15 protein-coding genes are annotated in these 22,095 nt (G+C 43.9%); 13 read left to right on the top strand and 2 right to left on the bottom strand.

Annotation, left to right across the window (positions count from 1 at the left end):
* Positions 1 to 1,295 precede the first annotated feature (1,295 nt).
* Entirely contained in the window at positions 1,296 to 2,489 is a 1,194-nt protein-coding gene (locus MHI45_RS04895) for a transposase (protein ID WP_341159855.1), read from the bottom strand.
* A gap of 300 nt (positions 2,490 to 2,789) precedes the next feature.
* Between MHI45_RS04895 and MHI45_RS04890 the strand changes: the two genes are divergently transcribed.
* The 5 genes from MHI45_RS04890 to MHI45_RS04870 all read left to right on the top strand — a co-directional run bounded on the left by MHI45_RS04890 (position 2,790) and on the right by MHI45_RS04870 (position 10,959).
* Positions 2,790 to 3,740 carry a hypothetical protein gene (locus MHI45_RS04890; protein ID WP_076114662.1) on the top strand — a complete coding sequence of 317 codons (951 nt, stop codon included), beginning with the start codon at positions 2,790 to 2,792 and terminating at the stop codon, positions 3,738 to 3,740.
* 374 nt (positions 3,741 to 4,114) lie between these two features.
* Positions 4,115 to 7,378, top strand: a complete 3,264-nt coding sequence (locus tag MHI45_RS04885; RefSeq protein WP_341118913.1) for an AAA domain-containing protein — start codon at positions 4,115 to 4,117, stop codon at positions 7,376 to 7,378.
* A gap of 30 nt (positions 7,379 to 7,408) precedes the next feature.
* Positions 7,409 to 8,731 carry a hypothetical protein gene (locus tag MHI45_RS04880; RefSeq protein ID WP_341118912.1) on the top strand — a complete coding sequence of 441 codons (1,323 nt, stop codon included), beginning with the start codon at positions 7,409 to 7,411 and terminating at the stop codon, positions 8,729 to 8,731.
* A 106-nt stretch (positions 8,732 to 8,837) separates the two neighbouring features.
* On the top strand, positions 8,838 to 8,999 hold the full coding sequence (locus MHI45_RS04875; RefSeq protein WP_076110153.1) for a DUF255 domain-containing protein: 162 nt from the start codon (positions 8,838 to 8,840) through the stop codon (positions 8,997 to 8,999).
* Positions 9,000 to 9,036: 37 nt separating this feature from the next.
* Entirely contained in the window at positions 9,037 to 10,959 is a 1,923-nt protein-coding gene (locus MHI45_RS04870) for a thioredoxin domain-containing protein (RefSeq protein WP_076110152.1), read from the top strand.
* 450 nt (positions 10,960 to 11,409) lie between these two features.
* On the opposite strand, the gene MHI45_RS04865 is transcribed toward MHI45_RS04870, so the two are convergent.
* Complete coding sequence (locus MHI45_RS04865; protein ID WP_076110151.1) at positions 11,410 to 12,243, bottom strand: MurR/RpiR family transcriptional regulator; 834 nt, start codon at positions 12,241 to 12,243, stop codon at positions 11,410 to 11,412.
* A gap of 182 nt (positions 12,244 to 12,425) precedes the next feature.
* Between MHI45_RS04865 and MHI45_RS04860 the strand changes: the two genes are divergently transcribed.
* From MHI45_RS04860 to MHI45_RS04825, 8 genes are all read left to right on the top strand, one after another.
* Positions 12,426 to 13,304 carry a cell division protein FtsQ gene (locus MHI45_RS04860; RefSeq protein ID WP_076110150.1) on the top strand — a complete coding sequence of 293 codons (879 nt, stop codon included), beginning with the start codon at positions 12,426 to 12,428 and terminating at the stop codon, positions 13,302 to 13,304.
* Positions 13,297 to 15,048 (top strand): ABC transporter ATP-binding protein, encoded by a 1,752-nt coding sequence (locus MHI45_RS04855; protein WP_076110149.1) that lies wholly within the window; start codon positions 13,297 to 13,299, stop codon positions 15,046 to 15,048. Before MHI45_RS04860 ends, MHI45_RS04855 begins: the two co-directional genes overlap by 8 nt.
* Positions 15,020 to 15,856 (top strand): energy-coupling factor transporter transmembrane component T family protein, encoded by an 837-nt coding sequence (locus tag MHI45_RS04850; protein WP_306080818.1) that lies wholly within the window; start codon positions 15,020 to 15,022, stop codon positions 15,854 to 15,856. The genes MHI45_RS04855 and MHI45_RS04850 overlap by 29 nt, the downstream gene beginning before the upstream one ends.
* Positions 15,857 to 15,891: 35 nt before the next feature.
* Positions 15,892 to 16,683, top strand: coding sequence for a PHP domain-containing protein (locus MHI45_RS04845; protein WP_076110148.1), 792 nt, complete (start codon positions 15,892 to 15,894; stop codon positions 16,681 to 16,683).
* Between the two features lie 694 nt (positions 16,684 to 17,377).
* Entirely contained in the window at positions 17,378 to 18,328 is a 951-nt protein-coding gene (locus MHI45_RS04840; protein ID WP_144024284.1) for an ABC transporter permease, read from the top strand.
* 34 nt (positions 18,329 to 18,362) lie between these two features.
* Positions 18,363 to 19,259, top strand: coding sequence for a carbohydrate ABC transporter permease (locus MHI45_RS04835; protein ID WP_076110145.1), 897 nt, complete (start codon positions 18,363 to 18,365; stop codon positions 19,257 to 19,259).
* An 89-nt stretch (positions 19,260 to 19,348) separates the two neighbouring features.
* Complete coding sequence (locus MHI45_RS04830) at positions 19,349 to 20,995, top strand: extracellular solute-binding protein (RefSeq protein ID WP_076110144.1); 1,647 nt, start codon at positions 19,349 to 19,351, stop codon at positions 20,993 to 20,995.
* Positions 20,996 to 21,073: 78 nt separating this feature from the next.
* Positions 21,074 to 22,093: a LacI family DNA-binding transcriptional regulator gene (locus tag MHI45_RS04825; protein ID WP_076110143.1), complete on the top strand. Its 1,020-nt coding sequence runs from the start codon at positions 21,074 to 21,076 to the stop codon at positions 22,091 to 22,093.
* The last annotated feature ends 2 nt before the right edge of the window (positions 22,094 to 22,095 follow it).

Here is a 22,095-nt window from a genome sequence, read left to right as displayed (position 1 = left end):
GATGTTTGTGTGGGTCAATTTCTATAAAAGCTTCAGCTAATAGTATTAGTGGAAGTTATTCATTAGGATACAGGAACAACGTTCGTCATATTCATCCATTTTGTGGTATGATAAGACAGTTAATCTTGTGGCTTATGTTTAGAAAAGAATGCTGTTATTCGGGGTGACCATTACTAAAAATGAGCAATTCATTTTTTATATCCAATACTTCAACTAAATTTAAAATAAGTTTTTCTATTGCTGGCATGATAATATTGTGGGGCTCTATTTTTGCACTAAAAAAGTACACGCCTGATCTGAACCTTCATGAGGAACCCAGAATTCTTTACTATGCGATCCTTGTCACTCTTATTTCGGCTATGGGTTCTTTATTAGGAGTAATAATGATTTTGAGTCATTTAAATTACAAAAATAAAATCAATCAGTTTATATTGTTCTTGTTAATGGGCATCTTAATAGGCGTTAGTGTGTATAACAGCCTTACAAGAATTTTACTTATTACATTAATTGTAGATGCGATTATATTTTTTATAGTAGTTATATTGTTTAAAGTATACTCGACAATTACCACTATGATTGTTACCTCTTTCATATATTTGTTACTTATTCTGGGTAGTAGTGCATTGCTGTTTTTATTTGTCCCCAATTTCACAATTAATCTTAATAGTATACTCTATACTCTGATTACATTATTTCTAATTTTATATCGCTTAGTAGGAGTATGGGTTAATCAGTTTTTTATTTCTGTTGTTATGAGTCAGAAAAAAATTAAACATGAATACACTTCTGAGGTTCTAGTATCACATATCAACTTAATCTATATAGTAATTTTCATATTAATAAATTCTACTGGATTAATTTATAAGCAGGGAGATTACAATTTTTACAATGTACTTAATAATTGCTTTATTACTGCTATTGCGATTAATCAAGTTAATTGGCGAAGTTTTAAATTTTGATTTCATTAACTGTGTACACAGCCACATAACTGGGATGTTCGCGTGAATCAATTGTTAAGAAGCTTCTGCCAAAGGAACTGGCGGAGGCTTTTTGTTTGAAAGTATAAGATTAGTGATCGCCATGTTCTTCCATTTAATAGTATAATAAAAACATGCTTCAAAAAGGCTATTTAAACACGATGATTTCGTTTAATCAATTGTATTCCTTATATTTGAGCATTTTGCATAATTCTTACTTATTTTCAGAGTCATGTTCAGACCACAGCGAAATTCCAGTTTTGTGAGAGCTGAGCTATAAATAGGCAGACGGGCAGAATTTTGGTGAAGCTGAAGTTTTTAAGCGGCGTTGTGAATTTGTTGCTTCGCGATGGCGAGTGCAGAGGCAAGTAACACAATCGCATTCAAATATTGGTGGGTTGTCACTTTTTGAATCCCCCAGACATGGAGATGGTTTGCGGTTAAATAGGTCTTCATTCGAGAATTGCAGCGTTCCACACTGGTTCGTTTATTGTAAAGCTCCTTCCAGCCTCGGCTTTCCCGATGCGGTAACGCATAGCGCCGGAGATCCGTTTGACTGTTGATTTTGATCACCATTCCATAATTGGAGGACGAACAAGCGGCCATGCCTAAAGGACAATCCACTTGACCTGTCGCATGCGGACAACGGAATTTCAAATGTGCCTTTTCTTGTCCCCAATACGTCATGGGACAACCCATCGAACAACAGGGCGTGCCTTTTCGTGTGATCCCTGCTGGCGGTTCCTTTTCATTTCGGGGATTCAGCGGAATAATGGCTTGTGCCTTGGCGCCCTGGGCTGCCTCGTAGTTTTTCATTTGGTCATAGCCCGCATCCAGTATGAAGAATTTCGTTTTGGATTTCGCAGCGATAAGCGCCATAAGCGCATGCCCTTCGTCTCCGTCGTTCACATGGGCAGGGGTCACCTTGAGCGCCATGGGTAGTTCACTCTTGGCATCGACGGCCAGATGCAACTTATAGCCAAACCACTTGACCTTGTTGCTAAAGGTGTCAAACTTTGCACCCCAGTTGGCATTACCGGTGAGTTCGCTTTTTCGCTTGGGTTCTTTTTTCTCGTAAGCGTCAATGGCTGCACTGTCGATGGCGACATGAGTGCCGTCAATAATTCCAGCCTCTTGACACTGAGCCACAAGATCCTCAAACAACCGCTGGGCAAGGCCTTTGTGAGTCAACCCGGCAAAGACTCGGCTTAACGTAGAAATGGAAGGGGCAGGGCGATCCAACCGAAGTCCACATTGGTAACGGAAACGAAGGTCAAACTCCAGTCTGCGCTCTAGGCTGCTAAACGTATTGATGTTCTCTAAGGGAGCCGCGAGTAACGCGCGAAGAATGCCTTGACGACAGTGTCCATCCGCTCCTCGGGGTGAGCGACTTCTCAATTCTCTCGCGTAAGGTCGCAGGTCGAGTGCGCTGAAAAAGATAGGCAGTCGTTCTTTGGATTCGATTTTTTGAAGCTCCTCAAAGGAAAATAGACTTTCTTGGAGAATATACAAAGGGGACTTCCTCCTCTTGAGTGTTTTGGTTTCGTCACCAAAAAACTTCTCCAAGTTGGGGTGAAGTCCTTTTTTATGCCCGAAATTCCTTTGTCTAGCAAGGACTTAGATTAATGCAAAATGCTCACTTACATATTGTCGATTGTTGTATAATGGAAAAGTTACTAGTATTGAAAAAGTGATATTTGTTTTGAATTACTTTAGAAAACGTATTCACCTGATAGGTTTAATAAATAAAATTCAGCTAATCGATATTATTTAATACAAAAATCATTCTTGGAAGTACTATGGAGGGAAAGTATGAAATTTGAAAAAGCGTTTTGTGTAGAGACAAATGATTATATCAATCCATATGAAGCTAGAGATTTATATTTTAGTGAAGATTCCGAATATTATTTGAAAAGACTTACTTTTCAATGTCCTAGTGAAAACTGTAGAGTAACGTTACTTCCAGTTGCGATTTATAGACAAGAAAAAACCAAAACAAAAATTCATTTTAGAACAAAAAGTTCCATAAACCACATTCAGATTCCGAAAAAGTGTAATTATTACTACAATGTCGATTTCGAATCTACTATAGAAGTAAATGCGAAGAAGTCTAATAATAAGAAAAAAAGTATAATTCCTACAGAGTTTTTACTTGTCAAACCGACTCTATCAAAAAATAGTATCCGAAAAACCGATAATAGCAACACTAATGATAGAGATACAGCATTGAATAACACTAGACGGTCCAAAAGTTCTGGATCAAGTACAAATAAGTTTTCAAATGTAAAAACTCATTATTTTGAACAAATAATCGATTGTTATGAAAATAACGATGAACGGACATTGAAAGCAGTATCTCTTACCATTAATGGGAAAAAGAAATCGTATTATTCATTTTTTAAAAAAAGTGAATACTTCCAAGATGGAGAAGGCTATATCTATTGGGGGGGAGTAACCCAATTAAAAAAATATGGTAATAATTACAAGATAAAATTCATAAAGAAAGCTTGGGTAAATGGACAGTCGCTAGAAATGACCATATACCTCAATTCAGATCAGATCAAATCATATAATAAGAAAAATCAACTGCTTGAAGTACTTGAAAAGCTCACAACATTTGAAGGAGAAATCAGATGCTATTTTGTCGGGGTGTATCCTAAAGTTGAAAAAGTGGATGTGAATGGTAAAATATTTGATGCGGTTAGTGTAAAAGTAGAAAATTTGGATCATTTAGTTTTTAGATTTGATATCGAAGAAGAGTAATTGGATGAACACAATGGAGTTACTATCTCAATAAGGTCACACTTCAATGAAGTGAGAAACGCCGCGGTACGGCTAAACTGGAAGAGAAGAATTAGGGCGCTGAAGAAGCTGGTAGAGCGGGTTTGTGTATAACCGGGAAGGGAATCGGGTGGAGTTGACGGTTTATTATAAATGATTTGATTTTGCAAGTCTACTGTGTAGACTTCTGGGAAAAATTCCAGAAGTCTCTTTTTATATGGTACAATATACCTATCATATTTGAGCTTCGACAAAAATCTAATTAATGTATTTATTCGTTTGTCTAATTTTAATTTTCCGGACATATCATTTAAAGTGCTAATTGTGAAAATTCTAGGAAGTTGGGGGATAAAGAAATGATAGAAAAATTTATTGAAATTAAAACATTAAAATCTGACAAGAATAGCTTTTCTTCAGTTTATGAAATAAGAGATGAATCTAATAATAAATCATATGCTCTCAAAATTATTAGAGGTATTAACACACCATTGTATGACGTGATTTTTCAAAGGGAGGTTGGTGCTTTAAATAAACTTAGAATGTGTGAGAATATAGTTAGATTAGAACATTTTGAAATTTATCACGATGAGAAAAATGGAAAATGCGGGAGAATATTCCTCGAGTATATAGAAGGTGAAAATCTAGAACAGTATGATGTAATTGAACTTAGTAATCAGTCAAAGTTTCAACTCATCAGTAGCATGATAAATGCAGTTCAGGTTGCACATGAGAATAATATTATACATAGAGATATAAACCCTAGAAATATAATGATTACATTGGATCAGAATGTTAAACTAATAGATTTTGGTATAAGTAAGATTAAAGATATGGTTAACGTTGATACTTTATATCAATTTGCAACAAATAAATATGCCGCACCAGAAGTTCGTAATCATAGTGAGAATGCGACAGAACAAAGTGATATTTATTCATTGGGAGCTGTAATCTATTATCTCTTTACTGGAGAGGAACCACCATTAGTAGATGAATTTGAGCACACATTAGAAGGTACAGGCGGAATTGACATTGAGTTGAAGCATATTATTGGGAGAATGGTTAGAAAATCTATGAACGAAAGATATGCTAATATTTTTGAGGTGAAAAAATCATTTATAAAGTTATTTAGAAGATTTAACAAATTAGATAGAACATACATATTCTCTCTACACTCTGGCCTAATAGGTCATATGAAAAATTTATCCTTAGTGCCAAGTAATTTAAATGGTAATGATATTTTGAATAATAATTTATATGAAGAATTTATGGAAGCTTATTTTTTTGTTGATAATGAGGAACGAGAAAATGAAATATATAAATTATATGGCACACATTGTTACATGGAGTGTTGTTATGATTTGGATCAAGAACTATTTAAAATAACCAAATTAAATAAGCTGCAACCTTATACCCGTGAAGAAATCAAGAAAAAGGCGATGTTTGTTAATGGAGATATAAGGTTCATTTTTTCAAGTATGAGATCACCTTCAAATAATAATTTTGAATTGACAGTTGATGTAAAAACCCATAAATCATATTATCTATCGTCGGAAAATGTAAATAACGAATACACTAAAAAATTTTACTCGTGGAATAAATTACTTGAAATTATGGAGGGGGAATACAAAAAAAGTGTGTTGAAAGTTAGCTACGAATCATATGAATATAAAGAAGGATCCTATATTTTTACAATAAATGAAGAAGATTATTTTAAATTAGATGAAACGGGAACTGAAATTTCATTTGTATATGAAAATGAAAACAAGAAAATCTTTAAGATTGGGACAAAAGAGAAATTGTTTTATGAAAATAATAAGTATTTTCTAAAAATAGGAAATGAAAACAAGAAAGTAAAAGGAAATTTAACTAAAAGAGGAGTTATTTATGAGGATTTTACACAAAATTTAATTCTTATCAACAGACAGAAAAGAGCATTACACGCCTTTAATTATGAAGATTATATTAGCAGTTCTAATTTAAAAAGTATCTTTTCTGGGATTCAATTAGCGACACACTTTAACTCGTCTCAAAAATTAGATTTTTTCAATACAACATTAGATTCTATTCAAAAAAGAGCAGTAGAAAAAGTTCTGAATTCTCAGGACATTGCTCTTATTCAAGGTCCTCCAGGTACAGGCAAAACAAATGTTATAATAGAGATAATTAGGCAAATATTGAACTTGAATAAATTGGGGAATATTTTTAAACAAAATATCTTGTTAGTCTCACAATCTCATGCAGCAGTTGACAAGATGCTTGAGGATCTAGATAACTCGTCTAATGATAATAGTAAGGTTATAAGAATTGGAAGAGATGAAAATTTAACTGAGATGGTAAAAGAGAAATATGCAGTCGAATATGCCCAATCTAGATGGATAAATAAGATAATTAATAAGAGTAATGATTTTGCAAGAAAACTAATTAAAGATATTGAATTTGATCCAGATAATCTAAATAAATATATCATTGCTAAGAATATAATAAATAATAATGAAAAAAACGAAAATTTATACTCGCAAGAAATGGGAATTATTAATAGATTTGAGTCGAAATACTCCAAGGAACTTATTGATAGTAAAGAATTTAAGTGGTTGTTGATCCAACAGGAGTGGATTAATAGAATTCCTGGGAAAAGTGATATACAACAATACTTTATAAAAAACGCTATTATAGTTTCAGGAACCTGTACTGGTGTTGTATCAAATCGAGCGATAAATGATATGGTATTTGATTATGTAATAATTGATGAAGCTGCAAAAGCAACTTTCCCAGAATTACTCATATCAATCATTAGAGCAAAAAAAATAATAATGGTGGGAGATCATAAACAATTGCCCCCCGTTCTTGATAAAGACTTAATTGATAAAAGTATAGACATTTTCAAAGAAAGCAATCTTGATTCGGGTACCTTATACGACAGTATATTTATGAATCTTTTTGAAAATCTTCCCAATGAAAACAAACAAATTTTAAGTACTCAATATCGTATGCATCCAGTTATTGGCACGATGATAAGTCAAGTTTTCTATGATAATGCCATCTCAAATGGGGTTCCATCATCCTCTAGAACTCACCCTATCGAGTGTTATAGAGATAAAGCTATAATATGGATTGATACATCCAATTGTCCTGAAAGATACGAAGAGTCGGTTTCGACATCATTTAGTAATTTGTTTGAGGCCAATATAGTTAAAGAACAACTTAAAATTATTGACGAAGGGAATAAAGATTCTGATCTAGATGTCGGAGTAATAACAGGATATAGTGCTCAAAAAAATTTGATTCAAAAAGTAATACAGCCAGTGCAATTCAAAAATTTGAGTGAGAAGGTATCAGTAAATACAGTTGATGCTTTTCAAGGGGGACAGAAAGATATTATTATTTATTCTACAGTAAAGAGCAACAAGAAGAAGAAATCTATAGGTCATTTGAAATCAAAAGAAAGATTAAATGTAGCATTTTCAAGGGCTAAAAGACTGTTAATAATAGTTGGAGACTCTAACTTTCTTAATAATATAACAATTCAAGAAAATTTATTTCCTAAAATAATAAAATATGTAAAAGATAATGATCAGTATTGTGAAATAATTGATTATAATAATTTAACTGAAAAACATTGAGGTGAGATAATGTGGGATGTTTCTTATGATGTGAGTAATTATATTCCTCTGGAGAAAAAAGGATATGAATTTATAAAGACTATTGATTTATTCATTCCTCATATTGAAATTGGATTAAATGTGTTAGTAAGAATTGAGCAGCAGATTTCATTTTTTGCAGAGGTAATACTTAAATTAATTGATAGCAAATGCTCTTCGATTGCAAATATTTCTGAAATAACTGGAGTTGAGGAAGAAATTATTAATGATGTAGTAGGTGGAATGTCAAATGCAGACCTAATCTACATTAGAAGTGGAACATTAATTTTAGCGCCACAAGGTAGCGAAGCAATTAAAACTTTGAAAGAAACAAAAATTGAAAAAGACGAAGTGAATAAAATATTTATTAATGCAATAACCGGTGACATTGTGGAGCTTAATAATCCTTTTAAACGCCCAAACTTAGGGAATCCTTGTCTTGATAAAAAAATTAAAATTAATGAAGAATTTTTAAATGAACATTTTATTGCTTTTAACGAATATTATCAAAAGCGGAGGGATGAATTAGAAATTTCTGATTATTCAGGTATAGCAAAAAGTGAAATCTATCAAATTCTATCTGTAGAATACGAAAAATTATGTTACTCATTTAAGAAAGTTTTTATCTACAAAGATCTGAAAGATAATGATTTAATATTTGAATGTGAAAATGATAAAGACAATATTTATGCAAATACCTTAGCGGATCAACTTCATTTTAGTACTGGTGCAAGAAACTTTCTAAAGAATAAATTTGAAATGGAAAAATATAAAAAAAGCTTAACGTCTTTAGATGTTGATAGAAATAAAAACTCTCAACAGTTGATTGATTTTATAAATAGTGAAAATTATAAAAAGGGCATAAGTGCAGAGCCATTTGATAATGTCTATTTCACTAAAAGATACCTGTTTCAAAATGAATTGAATGCTATTCTAAATTCTTTGAAAAATATTAAGCCAATAGAAGTTTGTATATCTTCGTTTAATTGTATGGATATTTTAAATGATACTGTATTAAGTTCTTTGCAGAATGCAATAAATAATATGAATACAAAATTAACTGTCATTATTGAAAAAAATGATAAGCAAAAAAACGGAATGAAAAATAAAGTATTACAGCTCACAAAGAAAGAAAAAATGATTGATTGGATTGAAAGAGATAGTATTAAAAATAATTTAATACTGTTGTTCCCGTATTGTTTAATTGAGATGAATTACATACTGACCAAAATTGGCAATGATTATCTAGTTAAAGAAATATCAAATATTACTTTTGATAAACAAGAAATAGATAAAGCATTCGATTTTGTGAAATCTGAAGCCCTTCTTTCTTAAAATAGATTTTATAGGTTCGGTGGGTTGAGCCTTCCCCCACCAATTTGGGTAAACTAACCCTAAGCAACACTTTACCCAAATCCCACACGAAACGAGGTGATGCCCCATGACAACTCAAAAAGTACCCAATAGATTAGCCAAGGAAAAGTCGCCGTATTTGCTGCAGCATGCACATAATCCTGTGAACTGGTTCCCTTGGTCGGAAGAAGCCTTTGAAATCGCCAAGCGCGACAACAAGCCCGTCTTCTTATCTATTGGGTATAGCTAGTTGTTGATCCACACGTACCTGCCATTGGTGTCACGTAATGGAACGCGAATCCTTCGAAGACGAAGAAGTCGCCCAGCTTCTTAACAACAATTTTGTCGCCATCAAAGTTGACCGCGAGGAGCGGCCGGATATTGATGCGCTGTATATGTCGGTGTGTCAGGCGCTGACCGGGAGCGGGGGGTGGCCGCTGACGGTGCTGCTGACGCCGGAGAAGAAGCCGTTTTATGCGGGGACGTATTTTCCGAAGCGGCAGATGTTCGGGCGTATTGGACTGATGGATGTGCTGGAACAAATTCACCGCAAATGGGAGCAGGATGGTGAAGCGCTGGACAAGCTTGGAGATGAGCTGCTGGCGGACCTTCAGTCGCTGGACCGGAAGAACTCGCAAAGTATCAGCGAAGGCAGCGTAGGAGCAATTCCCGGCGAAGAACTGCTGCACGAAGCCTATGAACTGTACCGCCGCCAATTCGATGAGGAATACGGCGGGTTCGGCAATGCGCCGAAGTTCCCTTCACCGCATAATTTGTCTTTCTTGCTGGCGTACAGTCAGAACTATGATCAGCCGGAAGCGCTACGGATGGTAGAGAAGACACTGGATGCCATGTACCGGGGCGGGATGTACGACCATGTGGGCTTCGGTTTCGCTCGGTATTCTACAGACAGGGAATGGCTGGTGCCGCATTTCGAGAAGATGCTCTACGACAATGCGCTGCTGGCTATTGCCTATCTGGAGGCGTACCAGATCACGAAGAAGCCGCTGTATGCGGAGATTGCGGAGCAGATCTTCACATATGTGCTGCGCGATATGACCTCGCCTGAAGGGGCATTCTACTCAGCGGAAGATGCGGATTCGGAAGGCGTGGAAGGGAAGTTCTATGTCTTCACCCGTGAGCAGATTGAGGAAGCGCTGGGGCTTGAGGATATGCATTCCTATTGCCATGTGTACGGGATCACACCGGAGGGCAATTTCGAAGGGGCCAATATTCCGAATCTGCTGCAGGGCTTGCCGGATGAAATGGCTGAACGGATGGGTATGAATCCGCTTGGACTGCGGACCCGAACGGACGAATGGCGCGAGAAGCTGTTCGAGTATCGGGAGCAGCGTATTCATCCCTCCAAGGATGACAAGGTGCTGACCTCCTGGAACGGGCTGATGATCACGGCGCTGGCGAAAGGAGCGAAGGCGCTGCAGAAGCCGGAGTATGCCAAAGCAGCGGCGGCGGCGGCGGATTTCATCTGGAAGAAGCTGCGGCGTGAAGATGGCAGGCTGCTGGCCCGCTATCGTGACGGGGAGTCGGCAATCCCTGCCTATGTGGATGATTATGCTTTTATGCTCTGGGGGCTGACCGAGCTGTATGAAGCTACGGGCCAAGCTCTCTACCTGGAGCGTGCATTAACGCTCAAGGACGGACTGCTGGAGCTGTTCATTGACGAGGCAGGCGGCGGGTTCTTTTTCACAGGTCATGATGGTGAAGAACTGCCGATCCGCTCCAAGGAATTGTATGACGGAGCAATCCCATCCGGGAATTCCGTGGCGGCGAAGCTGCTGTGGAAGCTGTCAGTGATCTCGCAGGATGTGGAGCTGAAGGCAATCGCTGAGCGGACCGCAGCGGTGCTGTCCTCCGCAGCATCGGAGTACCCGCCGGGTTATGCAATGTATTTGCAGGCCCATCTGGCGATGGCTTCCGGCGGCAGGGAATGGGTGCTCTCCGGCAAGCGGGAGGACCCGGCCCTGCACGGCATGCTCGCCCAGGTGCAGCAGGCTTACTTGCCGGATGCTGCACTGATTGTGAACTGGGAAGGCAGCGGAGAGGATATGCTGCGGAAGCTGCTGCCGCATCTGGCGGACAAGCCGTCGGTCGGTGGGCAGGCGACGGCGTATGAATGCCGGAACTTTGCCTGCCGCCAGCCAGTTAATAACCCTGAGGCCGTCAAGGAGCTGCTGGCTACACGGCAATAGGCAGAATGAAACTTAAACCCGTTATGTAAATCAAGAGGAGCGCAGGAAGAACTGCGTTCCTCTTTTTGTGTTGTAACGGATTGGCCTACTCCATTTTGCGCCAAAGATTTTTTTGCGCGCTGGCAGCGGCTGGACTGAACCTCTACTCGAACTGCTGAACTCTTAATGCGGATTTATTGGATCCCTCTAAACGCCTGACAATCTATATGCGGTACCTTGAAAAAACCGAAGCAGGGGCACCAGATAGACCAAGGTTTATTCCACTGTCTATACCAATGTCTATTTCAATGTCAATTCTAAGGGGTGCACTTCACACCTCTGACTAGACGTTTTTTTGCAACTTTAGACTTTTTAGTGTGGCGATACCAGCGTGATGGTGACTGTGTTACTAACGAGACTAGTCTGACTAACCTAACTTGTGTATCGGCCCTCAGTTCCGGCTCAACTGGCTCAGCTCCGGGGAAGCTTACTGCCGTATCGGGCCCGCAGCTGCTGTAGCTTGTCCAGCTTGCGCAGACTACGCTCCTTGCTCAATAGCCCCACGCCGAGGATCAGATTCTCGATAATGTAGGTCGGGCCAACCATGGAGTGAAACTCCCATACTTCACCGCGTCCCGCGTACAGCACGATATCGGCATCATAGGAACGGGGGAAGACCAGTCTATCGGTAATCAGGATGACCACATACCCCGCTTCGCGCGCGTAATCGAGAATTACCTCCGTTTCCGGCAAAAGCTGGACAAATCCGAACACCAGCACAACATCCTTTTTCCCGGCATGCATCAACGTTTCCAGCAGCTCGTGACCGCTCGGGGCCATCCGTTTGATCGTGATCCCGAAGCGGGCCATCCGGTAGGCCATTAGCTCAGCGAGGCCCGCACAGGGTCCGGGGCTGTAAACATAAATCTGCCTGGCCGCAGACAGGGCTTCTACCGCACGCTGCAGCAGCGCGTCATTCAAATACCGGCTGGTCTCCTCCAGATGATGCGAGCTGATTTCCAGCAGCTTTTGCGGGAGGGAGCCGCTTCCGGTCCGCTGCATCACATCGCGCATTTTCTCGGACGGAGTGGATTCAAAGCGGAAACGGAGGCGGTTTTTGAAGTCCTTGGCATGCTTGAACCCGGCGGCTTTCCAGAACCGGGAGACCGAAGCGATGCTTAAGCCCAGCTCGTTGGCGATCTCCTGCTCGGTCATGTAGAGGACGCGCTGCTCATTTTTGGGGATGAAATCGGCAAGGATCCTTTGATTTGGTGAAAAGGGGCGGCGGTTCCAGTCTTTGTACATAGCGGTAAGGCCTCCTGATTAGAAGATTCTGCTTCCACTATACGGCGCCAGTGTGTTGTAAATATATTTACACCGTTAAAAAAACTGAAAAAAACATTACATTGCATTAACAATCGGGAAAAGCTGTGCTGACACCCACTTTCTATACTTAAGGTAATTTCCTGGAGGGGGCCGAATTGTTCATGAGTACGTTAAAAAACCGTTATACACTGACCCAATCGCAAAAAATGATGATTTTTGTGCTGTCCATGTCCTTGTACGGGTTGTCCAACATGTTCACGGAGCTGATTCCAAGCCTGCAGCTTGGGCCGATTGAGCTGTCTGTCGAGTATTTCGCTTTCATCCCGCTCACGCTCTGCATGCTGTTTCATCCGTTGTATGCCGCCGTGGGTGCTGCTGTCGGAGAAATAATCTTCGGCGAACTGATGCTCGGCCAATTTGGCGGGCTGGGAGAGCTGGAGAAATTCATTACCTTCTCACTGGCGATGTACACGGCTGGCCGCATGGTCTCCGATCCCAAGAACCGCAGGCAGGTTGGGGTGGCGGCGATTAGCGGGGTGGCCATCCACCAGTTCTTCAGCTCGGTCATCGACATCGTCAAGGTATGGGTCGGGGTAGAGGAGCTGGAAGCCGTTAAAGGACTGGCCGAAAGTATTGTAATCATCGAGGGTGTGGGTTTTCTGAATGATGTGCTGTTCTCCGGCATCCTGTTTGCGCTGCTGCCGACGTTATACCTGGTGCCGCGTTTATACGGCAAAATCGAACCCCTGCTTGGAATGAAACCCCGCGAACGGAATATGAAATACGCCAGCGGTGCCTGGCTGTCACCGAAGCTCGTCATTGGCGGAATCATCCTGTCACTACTGGCGCTTGGTGCGGAGCTGCTGTCAGAATCCGGCTGGAGCATCGGTGAGTTCGAGCTGCCTGGGGCCGAATCTCATGAGGGAAGTCTGATCTGGCTGAGCATGCTGGCCGCTGCGGTTGTTGCTGCAGCTGTTATTATTGTGCTGCTGCGCCGCGCTGCCCGCAGGCGTCAGGGGGGAGGCCAATTTGATGCGTAAACCGGTACTTGAACTGAAGGAAGTAACGTTTACGTATCCGGGTGCCGAGCAACCGGTGCTGCGGGAGGTATCGCTCAAGCTTCAGGAAGGTGACTTTATTGCGGTGATGGGCAGCAACGGTTCGGGGAAATCCACGCTCTGCAAATGCTTCAACGGCCTGATCCCGCATTATTACACTGGTGATTTTGAAGGTGAGGTTTTACTGCGCGGAGAATCTGCAACCGGGAAAAGCGTTAGTCAGCTCTCCAGACATATGGGCTATGTTTACCAGGATTTTGAGAATCAGCTGGTCCGTCCGACCGTGCTGGATGATGTATGCTTCACCCCGCTGAATTACGGCCTGGCCGATTACCGGGAGCGGGGAGAACGGGCACTTGCGCTGACCGGACTCAGCGGTATGGGCAGCGAATTCATCTGGCAGCTCAGCGGCGGGCAGAAGCATTTGCTTGCGCTGGCCGGAGCGCTGGCGATGGACCCGGATATTCTCGTTATTGACGAGCCAGTCGCACAGCTTGATCCGCAGCATGCTCGCCAAATCTACGACATTCTGCGCCGCCTGAATGAACAGCACGGCAAAACCATCGTCGTCATCGAGCATCATGCTGAGTTCATTGCGGAATATTGCCATTCGGTTGTGCTGATGGACGGCGGGAGGCTGCGCTGGCACAAGCCGGTGCGCGAAGCGTTGTCTTCGGTGGAGGAACTGCTGGTGCTGGGCATCTATCCGCCCGATGTGACCCGGGCAGCCTGGATGCTGCAGCCCGGACCCCGGAGCGGAACGCTATATCCGCTGAACACCGGAGAGAGCGGCGGCAGCTTCATGCGCCGCTGCGGCAGCGAATGGTCCGCCATTACCGCAGAGCAGCTTCCCGTACCCGTTGAGCGGAAGACGGACGCCATTGTCAAGATGGATAAGGTCCTGCTCTCCTACCGGACCATCCACAAAACGGTCCATCCGGTGCTGAAAGGAATTAACCTGGAGCTGCGCTCCGGGGAATCGGTTGCACTGATCGGCAATAACGGCGCAGGGAAGTCTTCGCTGATGAAGCTGATTGCCGGCATCACCACACCAACCGGAGGAACCGTTCATGTTAAGGGAATGAAGGTGAACGGCTTGCCGCCGGAGCGCCTCTCCGGTATTGCCTCCTATGTGTTCCAGAACCCGGAGGATATGTTCATCGACGACTCCGTACGTGGAGAGATCGCCTATTACTTGAAGGCAAGGCGGCTCGCCAATACGGATGAAACAGTAGAAGCGATGATGGAGGCCTTCCGTCTGCATGAGCTGGCCGAACGTGACGCCCGCCTGCTCAGCGGCGGGCAGCAGCGCCGGGTTTCGCTGGCGATTGGCGCGGCTGTCCGTCCGGCAGTGATGCTGCTGGATGAACCTACCGCCAACCTGGATATTTCAACGAAGCAGGAGATGGTAGAGGTGCTGGAGACGCTGCACAGTCACGTGGAGACTGTGGTTATTGCCACCCATGACATGGCGCTGGTAGCAGAATGGGCCAGCCGGGTGATCGTGATGAACGACGGGATGATTATTGCCGACGGCAGCAAGGATGAAATATTCTCCGACGGAGCGTTGCTGCGCCGCGCCGGGCTGGCTGAAACCCAGCTGATGGAGCTGAGCCGGATGCTGGGGCTGCCCCGCATCTGCTGCAGCCTCGAAGAATTTACCGGGAATGTGGAATGGAGAAAGGAGGCGGTTACGCATGGTGGAAACAGTCAAACGGGCACTTAACCGGATTTCAGTCGAGCAGATCAAGCTGGAGCTGCTTGGCAATGCTTACAACAGCAGCAGTACTTTTCTCGGCAGGCTGGACCCGCGCACGCTGCTGATCTGGTATGTATTCTTCGCTATCGCGCCTTGGTTTGTGTACAACCGGACGATATTGCTTGGTATGTTTGTGCTGATGGTCATCACGACGATCCTGTCCCGGGTGAGTCCCTATATCATATTTATTCTCTGCCTGGGGTTGATCAGCCAGATCGGCTGGATGTTCCTGGTGTCGCTGTTCTTCGGGGGCGGGGCGGAATCGCTGCTGCCCATGTTGACGCTGACGCTCAAGCTCTCTGTTATTTCGCTGGCGAGTATTACCGTCTTCTCCAGTCTGGACCCGGAGCGGTTGAGTGACGGACTGTCCTCTCTAGGGGTACCGGATGCGTTTGCCTTCAGCTTGTCCTACGGTTACCGGATTCTGCCCACACTGCTGGAAGAGTTTCACCAGATCCTGCTCTCGTTCAGATTGAGAGGCCAAAGGCCGCTGAAGCATGGAATTCTGTACTGGCGAACTGCCGCTTATTATTTGCGGATTATCGTGCTGGTCTTCTATCCTCTGATGCTGAATACAGCCAAACGTTCGCGGACAACCGTCGAAGCGCTGGAGACCAGAGGCTATACTTATGCAGTGAAGAATCCGCAGGTGCGAAAGATGAAGCTGTCATATCTGGCTATGAAACGAACCGACTGGGCTTTTATAGCAGGCTCTGCCGTGTATATAGGTTTGCTGTTTCTCGCGGGTTCTGCCTATCCGAATTTGCTCTATTAAACTCACCCTCAAGCACAAAGGAGAGAAATCCATTTATGAATATAGATCTGCACACCCATGGCAAGCTGTCCAAGAAATCAAGCTTCTCCCCGGATTACTTCCGGGAGATGGTCAGGGAAGCTGTAGCAAACGGTTTGGATGCCATCGCCCTGACTGAGCATTTCAACACCTCCAACTTCTTCGCGATGTATGAGACGCTGGACCGTATGTATCCTTACAACGGCCATTATTACGAGGCGGACGGCCTGAAGATTTTTCCGGGAATGGAAGTAGATATTGCCGAGACGGGCCATATTTTGCTGATCGGGCTCAAGGAGAATATTCTGGATGTCCGTTCCAGTCTTGAGGATTACACCAAGGAGGGGCATTTCATACCGTTCCGTCAGCTGCTGGATCAGGCCGATTCCCGGGACTTGTGGAAAATCGGAGGTCACCCGTTCCGGATATCCACTCCGCTGCATCATCTGGACCCGGAGCAGCTGGCCCGGCTGGATGCTTTTGATTTCAATGCCAAGGATATTTACATGCAGGGAGCGGAGGCGTACCGCGCATTGATTACTCCTTTTGCTGCCAAGCTGGGTGTACCGGTCATTGCCGGAAGCGACAGCCATCAATGCCTGCAATATGGTAGCGTGTTGAATAAGCTCGAATACACTTGCTCCACGGTGAAGGAGTTGAGGGAAGCAGTGCGCAAGGGCCATTATTCCATAGAAGTTTCTCCCTGCTTGCACACCAAGGTGAAAGCCTCCGTCATGATGAAAAAGCTGCTGAAGCAAATGTCGGGCGAAGCCCCGTCCAGGGATGAGGCTGAGGAATACTCGGCTTAGCATGTGAAAATCTGAAGCCCGGCACGATCTCGCAGGGTGGTGCTGGGCTGCCGGGATTACTGAAGCAAGCTCAGGATGCGTTTGTCATCTTAAGCTTGTCGGCACGATCAAAGGTCCAGTACTGACTTGTGAAATGCCCAAAAATAAATAAAGGCGAATTTCCGTTCAATTATGAATGAGAATTCGCCTTTGTTTCTCAGTTTCAGATGGATCAGCTCATGTTGTACCCTTTCAGAATACAGAATCAAAATGCTTGTTTTAACGCAGAAAGCTAATTTGAGTTTAATGTCACAATACATAACGCTGTATGGGCGGAAATTCTGATTTCAGTAGTTTCCCCCTCGTTTTTTCTGAAATACAATTAAAAACATCAAAAAGTATCGACAATCTCATTTCAATGTTTTATAATCCTACTAACAAGTCGTCTGATACGTAATATAAACTAACATAATAAAAGAGGGAGAGGACGCTTTAATATTTATAGCAGATACAAATTTTCGGTATTGACACACACGATAATAGCGCTTACAATCCCTTTAGGGAAAGGTCCTCTCACTGTATGAAATGTTCACGGGCATGGAAGGAGGCTTTTATTTTTCGAACGAAAGTTAAAAGGTTTTAATTATAATGATATTTTTTTAGGAAAAAAGTTAAAAGGTTTTAATTTTACAGCACATGGGAGCGAGGGATGTTAATGATTCCAGTCTCAGTCACTAAAGAACATAAGATAAAGCAGGATTCGCTGGCACAAAGGTTTTTCAAGCAATGGGATATTCAACTGATGGTAATTCCCGCATTGTTGTTCGTCTTTGTTTTCAGTTATATTCCGATGTACGGGGTGCTGATGGCATTTCAGGATTACAGCATTTATAAAGGTTTTCTACATAGTCCCTGGGTCGGATTCAAGCATTTTGAGATGTTCTTCAATGCTCCTGAATTCTGGACCGTGATGCGTAATACGCTGGTGATCAGCCTGCTCAAGTTCTTCGTTGGTTTTCCGGCTCCGATCCTTCTGGCGCTCATGCTGAATGAAGTCAAAAAGGCTGCATTCAAGCGGGTCGTTCAGACAATCAGTTATTTGCCGCATTTTCTGTCCTGGGTTATTGTCTCGGGATTTGTCATTTCCCTCCTGTCGACCGATAACGGCAGCATTAACATTCTTCTGCAAAGTGTACATCTGATCGACGAGCCTATTAACTTCCTATCTATACCAGAATACTTCTGGACGATTCTCGTAACGACAGGTGTCTGGAAAGAAATCGGCTTTGCGTCCATCGTGTATCTGGCTGCGATTGCCGGTGTGGACCCTCATATCTACGAGGCAGCCTCCATTGACGGAGCTAGCAGATTCAAGCAAATTTACCGCATTACCATTCCTTCCATTCTTCCTGTCATTACCATATTTATGATCCTGGCTATCGGCAACTTGCTAAGTGCGGGATTTGAGGATATTTTGCTCTTGGGCTCCAACCCGGTCTTGCGGGATGTCTCCGAAGTTCTGGACACGTATGTGTACCGGATAGGGATAGAGAATTCAAGATTCTCCTATGCGACGGCGGCTGGACTGTTCAAGGCGATCATAAGCGTAGGCATGTTGACTATGGCCAATCTCTTCTCACGAAGATCGGGAAACAGCTTATGGTAATCCGGGGATATGACTTGAAGGAGGCGGCTGCATCATGCACAGGATGAGTTTTGGAGATAAGATGTTGAGCTGGAGTATCTATTTTCTGCTATCGATATTGGCGTTTGTGACGTTCTATCCCTTCTGGAATGCGGCGGTTATTTCATTTAACAACGGAATGGATACGGTTATGGGGGGAGTTACCTTCTGGCCCCGCGACTTCACACTAGACAATTATAAAATCGTGTTCGAGGATTCAAGGCTTGTGAACGGCTTTGTGATCACGCTGCTTCGGACAGGAGTCGGAACGTTGCTATCTATACTGGCTACGGCCATTCTGGCATACGGCATGACGAAGCAAGAGTTGATAGGCCGCAAGTATTACATGATTATGTGCATCGTTACGATGTATTTCAGCGGCGGTCTGATTCCTTCGTTCCTGCTGGTTCGGGAACTGGGACTAATGAATACGTTCTGGGTTCTGGTCATTCCGGGGATCATCAGCGTGTGGAACATGATTATCTTCCGAACCTTTTTCCTGGGGCTTCCCGGGGGCTTGGAAGAATCCGCGAAAATAGACGGATGCAGCAACTGGGGAATATTGTTCCGCATCGTGTTTCCTTTATCCGGTCCCGTGCTCGCGACATTGTCACTGTTCACAGCCATTTATCATTGGAACGACTGGTTCATGCCAAGCATTTATATCAACAATGTCGATTTGCTGCCGATTCAGACCAAGCTCCAGCAAATCCTCAATTCCAATATTATGAGCGAGCAGATGAGCCAGATGGATTCAGCGGCCAAAAGCCACATGGAACAAATGAAGACCGTCACGAGCAAATCCTTGTCCATGGCGACCATGATGGTTGCAACCGTCCCGATCATGTGCGTGTATCCCTTCGTTCAGAAGTATTTTGTGAAGGGTGTGCTGGTAGGTTCGTTAAAAGAGTAGTCTGTTGCCCAGTGGCCCTCTGGTCATTCCTTCCGGGTTCCAAGCGTCATGCTTGACCAATAGATAGAATATTGAAGGGAGTTTTTAAGATGGAAAAACTGAGGAGATCCATGTTTATGCTTCTGACCACTGCACTGATGGTCATGCCGATGCTGGCCGCCTGCAGCGGCAACAACACGAACTCAACCAACAAGCCTTCAGGAGAAACGTCTACCGGGAACAACAAGGAAGGGGGATTTGCCCTTGGCGATAAGCCACTGGAGTTCTCATTCTATGGACATTATGATTGGTACTCCATGCCAGCCTGGGGAGAAGATCCGGCTACGAAATGGATAAAGGATACTAAGAAAGTCAATGTCGTTCCCATCAATTCCGGGGGGAATGCCAAGCAGAAGCTCAACACCATGATTGCCTCAGGCGATTTGCCGGATGTGATGTGGATGGAACGAGGCTCCGATATTGAGAAGCTGCGTGCGAACGGCTTGCTGGTGCCCTTGGATGATTATCTGGACAAATACCCTAACTTGAAAAAATGGGCCGGAGAATCGACGCTCAATATGCTGCGCTCCTCGGATGGCAAGCTGTATCAATTCCCGAACTGGTATACCTCGCAGCCTAACGGCAATGCCGGATATATGGTCAACAAGAAAATCTATGAGGAGTTGGGCTCGCCTTCATTAGAGACTACCGAGGATCTATATCAATATTTGAAGCAAGTGAAGGAAAAGTATCCGAACGTCATCCCGCTGGAAGTCGGGCAGGCGGATGGAATTGAGATTTTAACCTCGGCGTTTGCGGAGAACCGTCCTTATCGCTTTAATTCGATTATGGCCGTACCTCAAGGCAATGAGCTGACGTCCATCTTTAAAGATCCGGTATACCGTGAATCCATGCAATATTCGAGTAAATTAATGCGTGAAAGGCTGATGACGCAAGATGCGTTCACACAAAAGCGGGAGCAGGTATCGGAGAAGGTGACCACTGGACGGATTGCCGTATTCGCGTCATCGAGTCCAACAGAATTCGGGGCTGCTGGGGATGCTCTGCTGAAGGCGGCAGATCCGAAGGCAGGGTATATTATGGTCTGGCCTATACATAAAGAGGGTCTGGATCGTAACAAAATCTTCCCGGGCGATTACAATCAGCTGGGCTGGAACGTAAATGTCATTACACAAGCTGCAAAAGATCCTGAGGCGGTCTTTGCCTTCCTGGATTGGATGACAGGACCGGAAGGACAGCGGGTAACGATGTGGGGGCCGGAAGGTTTATATTGGGACGGAACGGATGATGAGGACTCTCCGATTTTCACAGATAAATATACAAGTGATGTTGAAGGCCTAAGCAAATTGATGAACTCCACCGTGGACTTCCAATGGACAGGAAACACAGTCTATGTGGATAAGTCGAAGAGCAAATTTGAACAGACGCTGCCGGAGGACAAACGTAGCTGGGAGACACGCTGGCAGCTCGAAATCACCTGGAAGACGCAGTTTAATACGACGGAATTCGTTAATCTGGACCCGCCAGGCGACAGTGAAGAGGGAATCATTGCTCAGAGTGTGAAGGATGTGTTCGACAAGGCCAAATCCAAAGCCATCCTGAGTGCCAAGAATGATGAAGAAGTGCTGGCAATTCTCGATCAGGCTGAAGTGGATGCCCAGAAGAATGGATATGCCAAGCTGCTGAAGTATAAGACGGAAAGATGGCAGGAAAACCTGAAGAATTTGAACAAATAAAGCAAGCAAACTCCTACATCGAGTCCGGCGACACTCATGATATACTAAAAAGAACCAAATCAGATTAGGAGTTTACCTATGAAAGTTAATATATTCGATGTAGCCAGAAAGTCCGGATTGTCTGTCGTGACAGTCTCCCGTGTGCTTAACAATGTCTCATCGGTGCGGGAGAAAAACAGACAAAAGGTGCTCGAAGCCATTAAAGAATTGAACTATAGCCCGAACTCAGCAGCGCGAACCCTAGTCAGGGGGAAGACGGGTGTGATCGGATTAACGCTGACGGCCCTGAACGATACGGTGTTCGACAGTGTCGTGAAATCGGTCTTTGAAAGTCTCAAGCTAAGCGGCTACTTTCTGGCGCTGTCCATTGATTCCGAGCCTGTGAATGGCTTCTCAGAAGCAAGTAATTTCTTGTTCCAGGAAGATCGTGTAGACGGAATCATCGTACTTTCTTCATTAGAAGAAGAGGCTTATATCGCTGAGCTGGAACGCAAGCGAATCCCCTTTGTGATGATTGACAGTCATGGGGAGCACAGCAATGTTACGACGGTCAACGTTGACAACTATCTGGGCGGGTATGAAGCGACCAAACATCTGATTGCGCTTGGACATACACGTATTGCCCATATCACCGGACAAAGCGTGTTCCTCAGCGCCCGTCAGCGGAAAGAGGGCTTCATGGATGCAATGAACGAAGCCGGACTGTCTCCCTTCATGATTATCGAAGGGGGGTTCGGCACCAATTGTGGCTACGGCCTCATGCAGGATATGATTGCCCGCGGCAACATCCCGTCTGCCATTTTCGCCGCCGATGATGTCATTGCACTTGGCGTCATCCGGGCATTGAAGGAAGCGGGCTACAACGTGCCGGATGATGTATCGGTCATCGGGTATGACGACCAGTCTTTTGCCCAGGAAGTTCATCCTGCACTCACGACCATCCGTCAACCGGCGGATCTGATGGGACAGCATGCAGTGAAGATCCTGCTGGACATGATCAATGGCAGCGAGGTCAGCCATACCAGAGTGCAGCTAAAGCCTGAACTGGTTTACAGGAAATCTACATCAAAATATAAAGGCGACATTAGTCAGGGGTGACT

It is taken from the genome of Paenibacillus sp. FSL H3-0321 (assembly GCF_038002865.1).
In the GTDB taxonomy this organism is placed as follows: Bacteria; Bacillota; Bacilli; order Paenibacillales; family Paenibacillaceae; genus Paenibacillus_AQ.
The sequence above is the reverse complement of the archived record's forward strand: the minus strand, read 5'-3'. Positions and strand labels throughout refer to the sequence as shown.